This is a genomic window from Lysinibacillus sp. NPDC093712 (assembly GCF_050280025.1).
Lineage (GTDB): Bacteria > Bacillota > Bacilli > Bacillales_A > Planococcaceae > Lysinibacillus.
Map to the genome: position 1 here is coordinate 1,003,213 of NZ_JBNNUU010000001.1, position 15,808 is coordinate 1,019,020.

The 15,808-nt window shown below is 33.0% G+C and carries 12 protein-coding genes; 9 read left to right on the forward strand and 3 right to left on the reverse strand.

Annotation, left to right across the window (positions count from 1 at the left end; genetic code table 11):
• The 4 genes from ACQKNX_RS05325 to ACQKNX_RS05340 all read left to right on the forward strand — a co-directional run bounded on the left by ACQKNX_RS05325 (position 1) and on the right by ACQKNX_RS05340 (position 6,199).
• On the forward strand, positions 1-1,740 hold the full coding sequence (locus ACQKNX_RS05325) for a thiopeptide-type bacteriocin biosynthesis protein (RefSeq protein WP_427428267.1): 1,740 nt from the start codon (positions 1-3) through the stop codon (positions 1,738-1,740).
• Between the two features lie 6 nt (positions 1,741-1,746).
• Positions 1,747-3,090: a lanthionine synthetase C family protein gene (locus ACQKNX_RS05330; RefSeq protein WP_427427918.1), complete on the forward strand. Its 1,344-nt coding sequence runs from the start codon at positions 1,747-1,749 to the stop codon at positions 3,088-3,090.
• A gap of 19 nt (positions 3,091-3,109) precedes the next feature.
• Entirely contained in the window at positions 3,110-4,825 is a 1,716-nt protein-coding gene (locus tag ACQKNX_RS05335) for an ABC transporter ATP-binding protein (RefSeq protein ID WP_427427919.1), read from the forward strand.
• A 393-nt stretch (positions 4,826-5,218) separates the two neighbouring features.
• Positions 5,219-6,199: a S8 family peptidase gene (locus ACQKNX_RS05340; RefSeq protein WP_427427920.1), complete on the forward strand. Its 981-nt coding sequence runs from the start codon at positions 5,219-5,221 to the stop codon at positions 6,197-6,199.
• A 1,021-nt stretch (positions 6,200-7,220) separates the two neighbouring features.
• Here the strand turns inward: ACQKNX_RS05340 and ACQKNX_RS05345 are convergent.
• The gene (locus ACQKNX_RS05345; protein ID WP_427427921.1) at positions 7,221-7,823 is read right to left on the reverse strand and encodes a LysE/ArgO family amino acid transporter; all 603 of its coding nucleotides are present in this window, start codon (positions 7,821-7,823) and stop codon (positions 7,221-7,223) included.
• 100 nt (positions 7,824-7,923) lie between these two features.
• On the opposite strand from ACQKNX_RS05345, the gene ACQKNX_RS05350 reads away from it, so the two are divergent.
• Complete coding sequence (locus tag ACQKNX_RS05350) at positions 7,924-9,363, forward strand: PLP-dependent aminotransferase family protein (protein ID WP_427427922.1); 1,440 nt, start codon at positions 7,924-7,926, stop codon at positions 9,361-9,363.
• Positions 9,364-9,730: 367 nt separating this feature from the next.
• Here the strand turns inward: ACQKNX_RS05350 and ACQKNX_RS05355 are convergent, their stop codons facing one another.
• On the reverse strand, positions 9,731-10,309 hold the full coding sequence (locus ACQKNX_RS05355; protein ID WP_427427923.1) for a hypothetical protein: 579 nt from the start codon (positions 10,307-10,309) through the stop codon (positions 9,731-9,733).
• Between the two features lie 292 nt (positions 10,310-10,601).
• Between ACQKNX_RS05355 and ACQKNX_RS05360 the strand changes: the two genes are divergently transcribed.
• Complete coding sequence (locus ACQKNX_RS05360; RefSeq protein ID WP_427427924.1) at positions 10,602-10,835, forward strand: hypothetical protein; 234 nt, start codon at positions 10,602-10,604, stop codon at positions 10,833-10,835.
• 178 nt (positions 10,836-11,013) lie between these two features.
• Positions 11,014-12,198 (forward strand): oxalate decarboxylase family bicupin, encoded by a 1,185-nt coding sequence (locus ACQKNX_RS05365; RefSeq protein ID WP_427427925.1) that lies wholly within the window; start codon positions 11,014-11,016, stop codon positions 12,196-12,198.
• A 57-nt stretch (positions 12,199-12,255) separates the two neighbouring features.
• On the opposite strand, the gene ACQKNX_RS05370 is transcribed toward ACQKNX_RS05365, so the two are convergent.
• Positions 12,256-13,407, reverse strand: coding sequence for an MFS transporter (locus ACQKNX_RS05370; RefSeq protein ID WP_427427926.1), 1,152 nt, complete (start codon positions 13,405-13,407; stop codon positions 12,256-12,258).
• Positions 13,408-13,504: 97 nt separating this feature from the next.
• Between ACQKNX_RS05370 and yeiL the strand changes: the two genes are divergently transcribed.
• Complete coding sequence (gene yeiL / locus ACQKNX_RS05375) at positions 13,505-14,170, forward strand: transcriptional regulator YeiL (protein ID WP_427427927.1); 666 nt, start codon at positions 13,505-13,507, stop codon at positions 14,168-14,170.
• A 598-nt stretch (positions 14,171-14,768) separates the two neighbouring features.
• Positions 14,769-15,749: a diaminopimelate dehydrogenase gene (locus ACQKNX_RS05380; protein WP_427427928.1), complete on the forward strand. Its 981-nt coding sequence runs from the start codon at positions 14,769-14,771 to the stop codon at positions 15,747-15,749.
• The last annotated feature ends 59 nt before the right edge of the window (positions 15,750-15,808 follow it).

Sequence of the window (15,808 nt, forward strand, 5' to 3'; positions counted from 1 at the left end):
ATTCCTTCTACTAGCCTAGACTTATATTTTTCAATATACGCTGAATCTAGTAAAGAGCTTAGCAATAATAACTATACGATTTACCCTTCTGGTAATATTGCTTCCATATTCGCAGGTAAAACTATGGGTAGATTTCTTGATATATTTCCTGTACAACAAGAAGTTATTAATACAGAAATATATGATAGAGAGAGTAGTCTTCAATTAAACGAGGAATTGACAAATATCAATATTCAACCTATTAGAGGGAAATCAACTAATGTGATGAGTGCTTCTAATAAATTTAATTATGAAATTTCGATTGCTTCTACTACAAATCCCTCTAAAAACTCTATCGATATTGATGATATCTATATTTATAGTGATGGAGCGCAATTTCACTTAATTTCAAAATCAAAGGATAAATTAATATTCCCTATGACTTCGCATATGGCAAATCACCAATTTGGAATGCCTAATGTCTATAGATTTTTATTAGATTTAGCTGCTTATAAGAGAGCAACAATTATTCCATTTAATTGGGGAGAATTTGAGGGGTTCCCATATCTACCAAAGTTAAAAAGCGGGAATTTAGTTATACAAAACAAATTATGGAATATTGATATACGAAAAGAATCTTTTAGAGACATACAAACACTTTCAAAACTGGTTCAAAACTTTTTCACTATATATAAAGTACCTAGATTTATCAAAATTATTGATTTTGATAATTATATATTTATAGATACGCACTCTGAAAGTATGTTTGAGTTATTCATTAATGAATTATCAAAAAAGAGAGTTTTTCAATTTATGGATGCAGATGAGATGATAAATACTAGTGTTTTATCTGATAAACATACCCAATATGTAAATGAAATTATTTGCAGCTCATTTTTAGATAATACAAATAAATCTCAAGTATTAAATCAACGTCCACTTTCTTACTATTCAAAAGAAAACAGATTTAAAGATTTAGGAAATGAGTGGTTATACTTAAAATTGTATCATCCTAATAATTTAGGTAATGATCTACTTATTTATTATATTTCAGACTTTATTCAAAAAAATAAACTGGAAAATCATTTTTATTTCATTAGATATGCTGATCCTTATCCACATATAAGACTTAGAATTAAGATGGGAAATCAACTATTAACAATAATTGAAAGAATTAATGAAATGATTAATATACTTCGGGGAAAAAAATTAATCATAAATGCAACATTTGATGGATATAATCGTGAAATTGAAAGATATGGAGGGCAATCTTTAATAAAATATGCTGAAAATATCTTTTGCAAGGATAGTCTGTTGATATTAAATTTATTACCAGCTATTAAAAAATCTAAAACTGAATTGGAGTATTATTCATTAATAACATTAGATATTTTGTTGAAGTCTTATTTAGGTAATGAATGTAGTTTCAAATGGTTAGAGAAGAATATGAGTATCGATAAAAAATACTATAAAGATTATCGTAAACTATTTAAAGATAATAAAAATATATATCTTGAGGTTGTTAAAGAAATTAATTTTACTATATCAAGCGATGTTAACGATTTAAATAAATTAATACAAGATTATTCGAAAAAATATTTACAAATTCACTCTAATAAAGAATATTACAATCAAATTGTTTTATCATTTTTGCATATGCACTTGAATAGATATGGTATACATTCAGAACGTGAACAAAGAGTAATGAACTTTCTATATTTCATGAAAAAAGAAGATTATATGAGAGATAAGAAAAGGTGATCAATTATGCTAAATAAATCAAATATAGAAGAAAAAGCAATTGTTTATGCTAATCACTTTGAAAATCTACAAGATTTAATAACATATATAACAAATGACTCGAAAAAGTTTCCTCAAAAAATTCAAGAATGGTTTTATAATTTTAGTTATTATGATTTGAATCATGGTTTGTTAAGCAACTGTTTTTTGCTTGGTGAGATGGATTATATTTTCCCTAAAGATAATTTTTCCTCTTATTCACACGAAATACTAAAATTAGGTATTAATAGGCAGCGAATTTCTAAAATTGATAATCCAGGATTGTGGACTGGTCTAACAGGAATATGTATGGCAATTCAAGCGGTTTCAAAAAATAATACAAGGTATGTTAGCCTACTTAATGAATGTAACAGTATTCTTAAAAAACTAATAAAAGAAAAGCTTAAAGTAGCAAAACGAAATCTAATTAATCATGATGTTCATATGCCCGATTACGATTTAATAGAAGGGATATCTGGAATTGTCGTCTACTTATTAGAAGCAAAAAAATATGATGATGATTTTGAAATTCTCTTTAATGAATCTATAGGATATTTAATTCAATTATGTGGAAATCATAGATTTAAATATCTTGAAATACCCAATTGGTACATTCCTCAAAAAAATCAATTTATTGAGAGTGAATTAAAAGCATTTCCTCAAGGGAATTTTAATGTTGGTATATCTCATGGTATTACTGGAGTTCTTGCAGTATTGACTTTATCTTTAGATGTTTATACCAATAAAAAAGAGTTGGAAAAAGCAATATACTTTATAACTGATTGGTTAATTCATAATTTAACTAAAAATGAAGATACATCTTATTGGGAAAAAAAGATTCCATTAGAAAAATATGATTATGGAAAATATTTGAAATGCGATTGTCTTAACTTTAGTTGGTGTTATGGGGACTTATCTATAGCTAGAACTATATGGAAAACAGGGGCAGCCTTAAACAATAGCTATTTAAAAGAGTTTTCATTGGAATTCTTTAATACTGTAAATAAACATAAAAACAATTATAATTTGATATCTCCTAGCTATTGTCATGGAATAGCAGGATTATTACATTTAATTATAATAATGAATGAAGATACGAAACTTCCTATTTTTGAAGAAATGGAAAGTTTTTTTATAGAAGAACTTATTAAAAGTTATGATGAAAAATCAAAATTTGGCTTTAAGGATATAGAAAAATTTGAAAATGAAAAATACAAATTTAATAAGACAGGGCTACTGACTGGGAATTCTGGAATATATTTAGTTCTTTTGTATTACATCGGAAGAAAATCTTTCACCAAATGGGAAAGGCTTTTTTTAATGAGCGATTAAGAGAAAGGACATTAAAAAATTGAAAAAAAATCACCTTATAGTCTTACTTAAATTAGTTAATTGGCCAAAGAAAATAATTATTATTAGTATTACCTTATCTATACTTTCCTCTTTCATAAATTTAGTACTCCCAATTATCACAAAAACTATAATTGATGATTTTTCAATTGATAATATTAAATGGAGCTGGGTTGTATATTTAATTGTATTTTTTATTTTTAACTCCATTCTAAGCGGAGTTTCTTTTTATATGCTGAAATATATAGGAGGTAATGCAATATATTGTATTAGAAGCAAAATGTGGGAACACATTTTAGGACTCCCAATTTCATATTTTGATAGTAATGACAGCGGACAAACAATAAGTAGATTAACAGATGATATTGAAAATATGAATAGTTTTATTTCAGAGAAAATCCCTAATGTACTTTCGCAAATTATTATTATAGTTGGTTCAGTAACAATGTTAATTGTACTAGATTGGAAACTAACATTAGCAATGTTATCAATTATTCCAGTTACTTTATTTGTAATATTACCTATAGGGAACCTCACTTATAAAGTATCTCTCAATTTGCAAAATGAAACTGCTAATTTTATTGGTTTTTTAAATCGGGTCCTTACTGAAATAAGGCTTGTCAAAAGTTATAGTGCTGAAACGAAAGAGTTTAAAAATGGGGAAAGAAAATTATTTGAACTATTTAATTTGAATTTAAAGGAAGCCAAAATTCAAGCAATCGTATCGCCAATTGTAACAGGTACAATGATGCTAATGCTTTTAATAATAATAGGGTATGGTGGTTTGAGAGTATCTAATGGGGAAATTTCTGCAGGTACATTTGTTGCTATACTCTTTTACTTAATTCAATCAATAACTCCTATAGCATCTTTATCCTCATTCTATACTGATTATAAAAAAACTATAGGATCTACAGAGAGATTGTATGAAATATACATTATGCCCAAAGAAGCAATATATAACTCAAATATCCCTATAAATGATGTAGATTCTAAATTATTAATAAAAAATTTAAGCTTTAGTTACGATGGAAAAGTTAATGTATTAAAAAATATAAATATTATGATTCCTGAAAATAAAACTACAGCTATAGTCGGACCTTCAGGATCAGGAAAATCTTCACTCTTTTATTTAATAGAACGTATGTATGAACCACAAGTTGGCACTATTTATTATGGTGGAGTTTCTATTTCAGACTATGGATTAAAAGAATGGCGTAATGTTATTGGTTATGTTATGCAAGAGAGCGCTATGATAAATGGCACTATTAAAGAAAATTTAATGTATGGAGTAGAAGATGTAGATGATAAAAAAATAATACAGTATGCTAAACTTGCAAATGCATATGAATTTATAAAAAAATTTCCAGATGGCTTTAATACTCTTGTAGGTGAAAGGGGTATAAAACTATCTGGTGGGCAAAGACAAAGAATTGCTATTGGTAGGGCTTTTTTACGTGATCCTAATCTTCTTTTATTAGATGAAGCGACAGCTAGTCTTGATAGTGAAAGCGAACAATTAGTACAAGATGCTTTAAAGAAATTGATGAAAAGTAGAACCACTATAGTAATTGCCCATAGATTATCTACCATTAAAAATGCAGATCAGATTATATTCTTAGATAATGGGGAAATAACAGGAATTGGATTACATCAAGAATTATTAGAAACTCATAAAAAATATGCTTTATTTGTAGAAACTCAAGCTATTAACTAATTTATAAGAGGATGCCCATATGACAACACTTAAATTAAATCTTTTAACGAGCCACTGAAATAAGAAGTACGTCTAGAACTAGTAATGACAAACGTTAATATAACTAATTATGAGGTGAGTGTTAGAATATGTTTATAATCTTTGATATAATCGTTGATTTGATAATAAATGCATATGTTGCATTGGGCTATGGAACTCCACAAAGGAAAATAAATATAAGAGTTGACAAGTTGTCAAAATATAATCCAGAAATAAAGGATTTATATGACAAAAACAAGCGAATATTCGAGGAAAACTCAGAACTATCCAAGATAATTTTAAACGCAAATATAAGAAATCGAGAGGAAAAGCAAGAACTTTCCCGTAAAATACAACTCTTTTTTGAGACAAATAATGTCTGATAATAGTACACTGTTCAAATACCAGTGGAATATTTCTAAGTTAACAAAAAATGGGGAAGTTTATAATTTTTCTAAAGGAAGTTCTGAAATTAAAGTGGCTATTATCGATAGTGGAATAGACTATACTCATGAAAATCTACTTTCTAACATAGACTTTCAAAATTCGAGAAGTTTTGTAGGTGAACATACAAATATAATGGACTACGATGGTCATGGAACTATGGTTGCTGGAATTATTTGTGGAAATGGGATTTTAACGGGTGTAGCCCCCAATATTTCTTTGATTATTTGCAAAATAACGGATAATAAAAAGTTTAAATTAAGACTCTTCTTACAAGCATTCAAATATGCAATAAGTTGTAATGTAGATGTAATAAATATAAGTCTTTCAATGTTTCTAAAAACTAATGATACCAATTTACTGAATATTATTAATCAATTGATAGAAGAGGCCACTAATAAAAATATATTAATTATTACTTCTGCAGGTAACACTAAAATTAATTTAGATGGCCACCCAGAATTACATATGTTAGGGTTTAACCCCAGCGTTTACATAGTTGCAGCTAGCAATAAATTAGGTGAACTCTCAACATATTCAAATTACAGTGATAAATGTTTGCTTGCTCCGGGTGGGGAATGGTTTTTTGATACTAATGATCCTACGCAAGTTATCATTACAACCTATCCAAAACATTTAAAAAACATAGATCCTTTAAGAAAAAATTTGGGCCTCCCGCAGGGCTTTACTATAAGTTATGGAACAAGTATTTCTTGTGCACATTTTAGTGGAACAATTGCTCTTTTCATTAGTTATTTTTTAGAGTTGAACGGAGAAAAACCAAGTATTGGAATAATTAACTATTATTTAAAGAAAAGTTATAGAGCAAAAGATGAAAATAATAATTGTAATAATCTCCAAGAGATTAATACATATAATTTATTAAAACTTTTACATGATTCAATATCATAAATTTTCGAAAGTTACTTCTAGATTTTCGATATATAGAAGGTAATGAGTAACTGCGATATATGGCCAGACTATTTGGTGATTGTTGGGATATCCGCCCTTCGTTCCGCTATATCTGTGTTTTGTGGAATGTGTAGAGACGAAAACCAACCATGGATGTACCGATTGGTTAAAACTAACTTCTAAAATACGACGATTCATGATTTCCCTATTTATCAGGCACCTACAAAGTAGCCATATTATTTTGAAAACCATATACCCCATATATTTTTGAAATACTTGTACGCATTCAAGCGTTATGGTTTAAATTCGGACTCCGTTAAGTTAAAATTACTTGATTTATTAAAGGATAGTTATGTTATACCATTTGAATACGTTTCTATTTTAGATCTTTTATCTTCAAAAGCAAGAGAAGGAATTTTAAGTAAAAATAAAATTAATACTTATTATGATTCAATAATAAAGTCTTTTCGCGACTACGAACATTTCAAATGTCATTGCTATTATTAACTATACTAACGGTAGGAAGTATAATGACTTATCGAGCTTTAGCCTTAACAGAGAGTGTAAATGGAAATGATAAATGAGGGTAATGTTTGTCCCAATGATTTTTTATAGAAATTTAACTAAAGAAAAACCCAATTTAATTTTGAAATTGGGTTTTTTTGATTCATTAAAATAAAAAATTCTTTTGTTAGCACTCGCTACAGCTATAGCTATTTTATTAATAACGTGAGCACAAAGGGGAAATTTGCATTAAAAAGCTGACTATACAGAATAGCTATTACTAGGATTGAAACTCATTTGAAAATTATAGAAAAATTACTATAAATTAGAGGTTTTTTAAACATTAAGACCACTCCATATCGGGTGGTCTTAATGAAAATTAAAGAATTATAAAAGGCGACTTGGAGCAACCATCATTGCAAATATGAATAACGATATTTAAAGATAAGCTTATTAAAACGTAATACATAAAACTCAAAACGTTGATAAATCAATGTAATCTACATTATGTACTTGATTAAAATAAACCACTAAGTAAATAAATAGCGGTTGCCCAAATGAAGATTGCTGAACATTTATTGAAAATATTCATTAGCTTGCCAGAGTTATCAAGCTTTTTAAAAGATGCACCCGCCAATGTGAGGCCAAAAAACCATAGCCAAGAAATCAGTACACAGGCTGCAGTAAAGAGTACTTGTTGTGTGCCAGTATATTTTAAGGCGCTCGTACCAATAACACCGATTGTGTCTAAGATGGCATGTGGATTTAATAAGGATACTGATAGCGCAAATAAAATTTGTTTTTTAACAGGCAGTGCTTCGTTCTTTTCGCTGGTTGTCGGATTTGAGCGCCAAATGCTATAGCCCATATATAATAGGAAAACAATTCCCACGCACATTAAGGCGATACGTAGCCACTCGAATTGCAATACAATAACGGATAAACCAAAAACAGCAAGCAAAATCAATAAAGTATCGCACAATGCAGCTGTAATGCTAGCGGGTAAGGCAAGTACAAAACGCTGTTGCGTAGCGCCTTGCGAAAAGACAAAGACGTTTTGCACACCTAAAGGTAAAATAAGTCCAAATGCTAATATCATACCATGCAGAAATGCCTCCAATGACAATCCCTCCTTCCATTACACATTCTACCTATGTTATAACTAAAAGAAAACGACCAATTGGATGGTATTTCACCCACCCAATTTACGAGGTGAAAACATGAACTGGCAACCAACTAGACAAGGGGATCGTACTTTACAACAACAAATTGTGACTTGGATATCAGAGCGCATTGAGCGAGGGGATTGGGTTGCAGGTACGAAGTTACCAACGCAAAGACAACTTGCGATGCAATTAGGGGTTAACAGAAGTACTATTCAGCAGGCATTGGAGGAATTAAAGGCAGCGGGCATACTGGAAACGACAGTAGGCTCAGGTATTTATGTAGCGAACTCTTCCTGGCATTCCTTAATTAAACAAAGACAACCAAATTGGCAAACTTATATTGAAACAAGTCTTCACAAGCCAAACTACCATACCATTCAATTGATCAACGAATATGAACAAAGGGATGATATTATTCGCTTAGGAACTGGAGAGCTTGCACCAAGCCTTTTGCCAACGAGTGAAATGGAGGCATCCTTAAAGGAGTTATCCCTACATCCGAAAGCTTTAGGGTATTCATCTCCTCAAGGTAATAAGCGTCTGCGCGAAGCCATTTGCCAATATGTACATAAAAGAGGCATACAGGCTGAACCTGAAAATGTTTGCATCGTTTCAGGTGCATTACAAGCATTGCAGCTCATTGCGGTCGGTCTGCTAGAGCAAGGTTCCATTGTATTTCAAGAAAAAACGTCCTATTTAAATTCAGTTCATCCTTTCCAATCGGTCGGGATGCAAATGATGGCGATCGACCGAGATGAAGGGCTTGCCCAAACTTTAGCGCATAAAAAAAGAAAAAGGCAGGCTGTTTTTTATGCTGTTCCTACCTTAAATAATCCAACTGGAGGCGTGTGGACATCACTAGAAAAACAGGAACTCTATGAGGCGTGCAAACAATCTCGTATTCCGATTATTGAGGACGATGTCTATCATGAATTGCTTTTCCAAGAGGAATCTTCAGCAATAAAATCAATGGATGATAGTGGGCAAGTTTTATACATTGGTAGTGTTTCCAAAACACTTAGTCCTGGACTACGCATTGGCTGGTTAATTGGACCAACAACTGTGATTGAGCGGTTAGCAGATATTAAAATGCAAACAGACTATGGTTCAAGTGCCATTTCACAGGAAATTGTGTTGCACTGGCTGCAATCGGGAAAGTACGAACGCCATATTGAAGGCTTACGTTCCGAGCTTCAGCAGAGGGCAAACTTTGTTGAGAGCTTATTACATGAAAAATTGAAAGACATGGCGAGTTGGGAAAAGCCAAAGGGTGGTTTCTATATATGGCTAAAATTCAATGCACCGATCGTAGATAAATCATTTTTTATGAAGTTATTGCAGTTAAATATCCTCATCAATCCTGGCTATATCTATGATGCGCAAGATACACAGCATATCCGTCTGTCATATGCCTATGCAACGAGAGAAGAATTGCAATATGGGATAGAGATGATGGTTCAAGTGGCAAAGTCGCATTTAAGAAAAATGGACTAAAAGAATCCCCTGTGCAAATAGAGGAATATAAAAAAGCGTTTTGTATCGTAAAAAACGAAGCAAAACGCTTTTCTTCATATATATTAATTGGCTAGTATCAACAATTACTTATCCAGTATCTGCAAAAAACCTAAGTAGGATAGAATGCCAGTTAATATAAAATATAATGTCGCTGGAATAGCTCTTTTTTGTGGAGTATTGTATTTACGACTAAAAAAATATTCAAAAGAAAATATGTTTAACACCATTAGAATATAAAGTATGACAGTAGGGTAGATGGTTCGTGTGATATGATACATGGTTAGACATGTAAATATAAAGATAGTTGAAAAATTAACAGAAAGCTGGTATGTTTTCAAAAAAATTTTTAGTTTGGACATGCAAGTGCCCCCAAATAGTAAGCCGCAGCAATACCAGTCCCAACTGTCCAACCTACTGGTCCTGGAATACCTAATAATAGACCTGCTCCTGTAGTAGCTGTAACATGAGCAAGACCTAAGCCCCCTAACCATTTACTACAAGATCTTTTTACGATACGTGGTGCAGTATCAGTTCCATATTGAATAAGATTTCTAGATTTAACTAGTAATTCTGTCGTTTCACCATTTCCGTTTTCTTCAGCTAATTTAGTATTTATGTCAGCAATTGCTAAATTAATCTCCTCAGCAGTAATAATAGAATTAATGTTTTGTAATTTTATCTCCATCTCTGCGATATTAGAAAGTGTAAAAACACCAACACCATTTTTTCTTTCGTAAGATACATGATCTGTTATAATTTGAGCTTCTTCAAGCTGTTGTTCAGAAAATATTACATTGTCAGTAGCATCTTCTATAGTTTTATTTTCCACCGCTTTAGCTTCACTAAGGTTAAATGGCAAAATAACTGAATTTGAAATTAAAGACAATGAAACAATCGTTACAATTGAATTTTTTTTCGCAAACATACTATTCCTCTTCTCCTTTCATTAATATACTTCTATATGGAATAGTGGTGTTGGCATTTTGGTGCCTTTTAGTTAATTGAATAGCTGAGGCGACAAGGAAAGCGATGATAAAAATTTAAAACTATTAAGTGGTTAAAAGATGAAATTTCATATATATTCCTCCCGTTTAATGGTTGTTATATAATTAATTTTAAGAACAATCAGATAAATTTCAACTTTTTTGTAAATTTCGTTTATATCGTTTTTAATAAAGATAATATTAACTTTTTTATAAATTAAAGGGGAGTGTATTATGGAAGACAAAATTGTAGGTTCACTGTTTTTACTTATCGCAGCTATTTGCATTTCAACACAATATATTGTGACGGCTATCCTAGTCTCAAATTTAACATATGCAAGTAAGGAAGCTTTCTATCATTCATTTTTTGATTCGGGCTACGTGTTGTTTCTTTTCAGTTTAATTTTCTTTATCGTAGGTATTCTTTTCTTAGTTAGAGGCTTTACTCATCATAGAATGAATGAGTAATTTATTAGAATGCAAATACATATAGGGTCAAATACCGGCCCTACTTTTGACTAGCTTTGGTCAAAAGTGGGGCTATGTATTTTTAATCAATACAAGTGCTAAACCTTACATTAAAAGAATAAAACAAATGATACATCATACATTTTATATAACGACTACTTGATGAAGAGGTGAATAGTTGGATAACAAGCCAGAGGGCTATTATTATGTTCCGCAACCTATTCGCAATGATGGTGCGGGCGGGGTGGATAAAGGGCCGCGAGATATTATGCGGGATTTAGAAAATCCAGATATGCTAGTTCCACCAATAACAGATGCAGGCCTTTTACCGAACTTGAAATTTTCTTTTTCTGATACACATATGACATTGAATAATGGGGGATGGTCTCGAGAAATTACTGTGCGAGATTTGCCAATCGCCACAACGTTGGCAGGTGTCAATATGAGTTTGACACCAGGTGGCGTGCGCGAGCTTCATTGGCATCAACAAGCAGAATGGTCTTATATGCTTATTGGCCATGCGCGCATCACAGCGGTCGATCAGAATGGGCGTAATTTTATCGCCGATGTTGGGCCGGGTGATTTATGGTATTTCCCACCAGGAATCCCTCATTCGATTCAAGGGCTTGAAGATGGCTGTGAATTTCTACTAGTGTTTGACGATGGCCATTTTTCAGATCTTAATACATTATCTATATCTGACTGGTTTGCACATACGCCGAAAGATGTGCTGTCATCTAATTTTGGTGTTCCGATGAGTGCTTTTAATCATATACCAAAAGAACAAGTGTACATTTATCAAGATAAAGTCCCCGGACCTATCGAAACACAGCAAGTACAGTCCCCATACGGTAAAATTCCTCAAACATTTAAACATAGTTTGCTTGCCCAAACGCCAATTAAAACACCTGGTGGCAGTGTGAGAATTGTAGATTCCACGAATTTTCCGATTTCCAAAGCTATTGCCGCGGCGCTTGTCGAGATTGAGCCCGGTGCGATGAGGGAGCTACATTGGCATCCGAATAATGATGAATGGCAATATTACCTTCAAGGAACAGGTCGCATGACAGTGTTTGCAGGGAATGGGACAGCAAGAACTTTTGATTATCGTGCGGGAGATGTCGGATATGTGCCATTTGCAAATGGACACTACATTCAGAATACCGGTAATGAAACGTTATGGTTCCTGGAAATATTTAAGAGCGATAGATTTCAGGATGTTTCATTAAATCAATGGATGGCGCTTACGCCGTCTGAATTAGTAAAGAGCAATTTACATGTTGGTCCTGAACTTCTCAATGCTTTACGCAAGGAAAAATGGCCAGTAGTAAAATATCCCGGATTTTCTTATTATCCAAGATGAGGATATAGAAAAGCAGGTGGAGAAAGATTACATAGTCTTTCTTCACCTGCTTGTTTATTAAAACTGTAATTTATTTCGAGTAGCTAGTAAAATGCCGATTGCCGGTACTGTACAAATAAGCATTGCGGCAAAGGCAAGACCTGGCGATATCTCGTATAAATAGCCGCCTAAAAAAGTAAGAATGGCGGTGCTTAATCCCATTGCAAGTGCTGAGTATATGCCTTGTGCATTTGGAATTTGTTCCTTCGGTAAGTTTCTCGTTAAATAACCGATAAATGCATAGTGTGCAAGTGCAAATGATAGGGCGTGTAATACTTGTGAGCCGATAAATACCCAAACGTTTGGGAATAGGAAGATGAGTAACCAACGTAAAGACGATCCACTTGCCGCTAGTAGCAATAGTGAGGATGAACGCCATTTCGTAAACAGTGTATCAGCCTTCATGAAATATAATATTTCACAAATAACCGCAATGTTAATAATCATCCCCATATAGAATGGATCAACATGTAAATCCTCTAAATAAATATAGCCATAGCTATAGTAAGAAGCATGTGCCCCTTGTAATAAAATAACAATAAATAACACAATCGGAAAACCTTTAATGCGCCATAATGTTTTCATCGAAAGCGATTGAGCTCGTTGTTCTTTCGTTGGAACAATCAGTAACTCTTTTGGGGTAGCCATTTGTTGCATTAATAACATACCGATGATGCCAAGGATCATACTCCAAAAAATAATTTGTTTACCAAAAACGCCTGTTAACATACTAATAATAAGTACCGCTATAACGAAGCCAAATGATCCGTAAGAGCGACTTTTACCATAATGTACATTGCCATGTTGTACTAGCGTTGCTGCACTGCTTTCCACGGCAGGTAGTAGAGCGGGGTAAAAAATACTGAATAAAATAGTTACAAATAGAAGTGCGGTAAAGCTAGTGCTTGGAATGTAAAGTAAAGCCGTCAGCAGTGCTCCGATTGCTAAAACCGTAATAAGTCGTTTATTGTGTACGTATTTTGCGAGGCTTGGAAAGAAAAAAAGATTTGACGTTGCACGAGCCAAAAGACCACAGCCCATAACGACACTCGCTTGCGATACGGTTAGGTGTTTCGCATCGACTAGCCAACCTGTCCAATAAGGTAAGAAAATGCCCCAAGTAAAAAAAAATGCAAAGAAATTTTGAGAAAGCCATCGTTGATTGTTCATAAAATTTGGTACCTCCATTTAACTATGTTGAATAATAGCACGTTCCTCGCTACAATAATGTGAGATATCTCATATTTTGAACAGGAGTCAATAAAAAATGCAAAAACTTACAGGTGAAGAACGTTCTTACTATATAGAAACCTTTCGAATTGATGAATTTTTTTCTTTTGATATTCATCCATTTATAGAAATATGCAAATTTGAAAAAGGAGAATGGATTTTTAAAGAAGGATCTTTTCCAGATACGATGTACTATATGATGGAAGGCAAAGCAAAACTGTATGTGACGCATAAGAATGGGAAGGTTTCTTTGATTGAATATATTGAAGCACCTTGCTTTATGGGAGAAATTGAATTATTAAACGAGGCGAGATATACAAAGGGGATACAGACGGTGACTGAAACGATTTGTTTATCTATAGCCACGCAGGCATGTAAAGAAATGTTACTCGCCGATGCGCCCTTTTTACGTAGATTATGTGTATTTCTAGGTGAAAAAGCGTCCAAGATGACATCAAAATATACACAAAATCAGGCATATCCATTGGAAAATCGGTTAGCTGCTTTCATACAGTTGTCATCTGACAAAGGTATTTATAAAGAAAAACATACGGAAATATGTGAGTATTTGGGGGTTTCCTATCGTCATTTGCTCTACGTGCTAGCTCAGTTTTGTGAGGACAACATTTTAGAAAAAAAGAAGAATGGCTACCACATTATAAATGAAAAACGACTTCTTCAATTAGCACAAGAAATTCAATAAACACTACTTAGCAAAAAGCACACTTGCATTGTGCTTTATTGTACTCACTTTTTTTAATGAACCAGCGAGCTATTTGTTTCTCACTATAGTAAAAGTTATGTGCTTTGTTACTATCTCCTTCATGTATTGGGACGGATAAAGGCATATTGGCAGGACAAGGTGTTTTCCTCTTCGCTCGCTGATTTCTAAAGTATTTGCTTGTAGAATATCTTAGCTTTACCTCGACTGGAATCCTCAATGGTGAAACAAAAATTACGTGTTCTTTGGGATTTAAAAAAACCGCTGTTTTACATAGTGAATAACAATTACCTTTCATTCAACATGCCCCCTTTATCGTTATTTATATTGTACAAGACCTATGTTGGAAAAAGTCTTGATTTACAAGCCTTTTACGAAAACTTAATGGTTCGTTATATTTTTTAGTAATTTGTAACCGTATTCATGCCATTTATGTATAGAAATCATAGAAAACTTATATAATTTCATGAGAAAAACACGTACTCAAACTATTGTGAATTTTTCTAACTCAAAGTATTATTGTAATTAGATTTAACGTGAAAGGTTTCACATTGTCACGTTAACGTGAGGAGGAATTTTAATGAGTGCAATTCGAGTAGGTATTGTAGGTTATGGAAATTTAGGGCGCGGTGTAGAATTTGCTATTTCGCAAAATCCAGATATGGAATTAGTAGCAGTTTTCACACGTCGTGATCCTTCATCAGTAAGCGTTGCAAGTAACGCGAACGTATATTTAGTAGATGATGCTGAGAAATTTCAAGATGACATTGATGTAATGATTTTATGTGGTGGCTCCGCTACTGATTTACCTGAACAAGGACCACATTTTGCGCAATGGTTTAACACAATTGACAGTTTTGATACTCATGCGAAAATTCCAGAGTTTTTCGAAGCGGTTGACGCTGCAGCTCAAAAATCTGGTAAAGTATCTGTTATTTCCGTAGGTTGGGATCCAGGTTTATTCTCTTTAAATCGTGTCTTAGGTGAGGCTGTATTACCAGTAGGTACAACGTACACATTCTGGGGTGATGGCTTAAGTCAAGGTCACTCGGATGCTATTCGTCGTATTGAAGGGGTAAAAAATGCAGTACAATATACATTACCAATCAAAGATGCTGTGGAGCGCGTTCGAAATGGTGAAAATCCAGAGCTTACTACTCGTGAAAAACATGCACGTGAATGTTGGGTAGTGCTTGAAGAAGGAGCAGATTCGGCAAAAGTAGAGCAAGAAATTGTTACAATGCCAAATTATTTCGATGAATATAACACAACTGTAAACTTTATCTCTGAAGAAGAGTTTAATGCAAATCATACAGGTATGCCACATGGTGGTTTCGTTATTCGCAGTGGAGAAAGTGGCGCTGACGATAAACAAATTCTAGAATTCTCATTAAAACTTGAAAGTAATCCAAACTTCACATCAAGTGTCCTTGTAGCGTATGCTCGTGCAGCACACCGTTTAAGCCAAGCGGGCGACAAAGGGGCAAAAACAGTACTCGATATTCCATTCGGTCTGTTATCTCCAAAATCAGCTGCGCAATTACGTGAGGATTTATTATAATTAAAGCTCAAATCCCGATTATCTATAATGATAGTCGGGTTTTTTAGTTTTAAAATAAG

Bases quoted from the DNA above. Each gene is read 5' to 3' on its own strand.
- ACQKNX_RS05370 (WP_427427926.1), bottom strand. From the start codon at position 13,407: ATGAACAATCAACGATGGCTTTCTCAAAATTTCTTTGCATTTTTTTTT.
- ACQKNX_RS05360 (WP_427427924.1), top strand. From the start codon at position 10,602: ATGGAAGACAAAATTGTAGGTTCACTGTTTTTACTTATCGCAGCTATT.
- ACQKNX_RS05355 (WP_427427923.1), bottom strand. From the start codon at position 10,309: ATGTTTGCGAAAAAAAATTCAATTGTAACGATTGTTTCATTGTCTTTA.
- yeiL (WP_427427927.1), top strand. From the start codon at position 13,505: ATGCAAAAACTTACAGGTGAAGAACGTTCTTACTATATAGAAACCTTT.
- ACQKNX_RS05380 (WP_427427928.1), top strand. From the start codon at position 14,769: ATGAGTGCAATTCGAGTAGGTATTGTAGGTTATGGAAATTTAGGGCGC.
- ACQKNX_RS05330 (WP_427427918.1), top strand. From the start codon at position 1,747: ATGCTAAATAAATCAAATATAGAAGAAAAAGCAATTGTTTATGCTAAT.
- ACQKNX_RS05350 (WP_427427922.1), top strand. From the start codon at position 7,924: ATGAACTGGCAACCAACTAGACAAGGGGATCGTACTTTACAACAACAA.
- ACQKNX_RS05340 (WP_427427920.1), top strand. From the start codon at position 5,219: ATGTCTGATAATAGTACACTGTTCAAATACCAGTGGAATATTTCTAAG.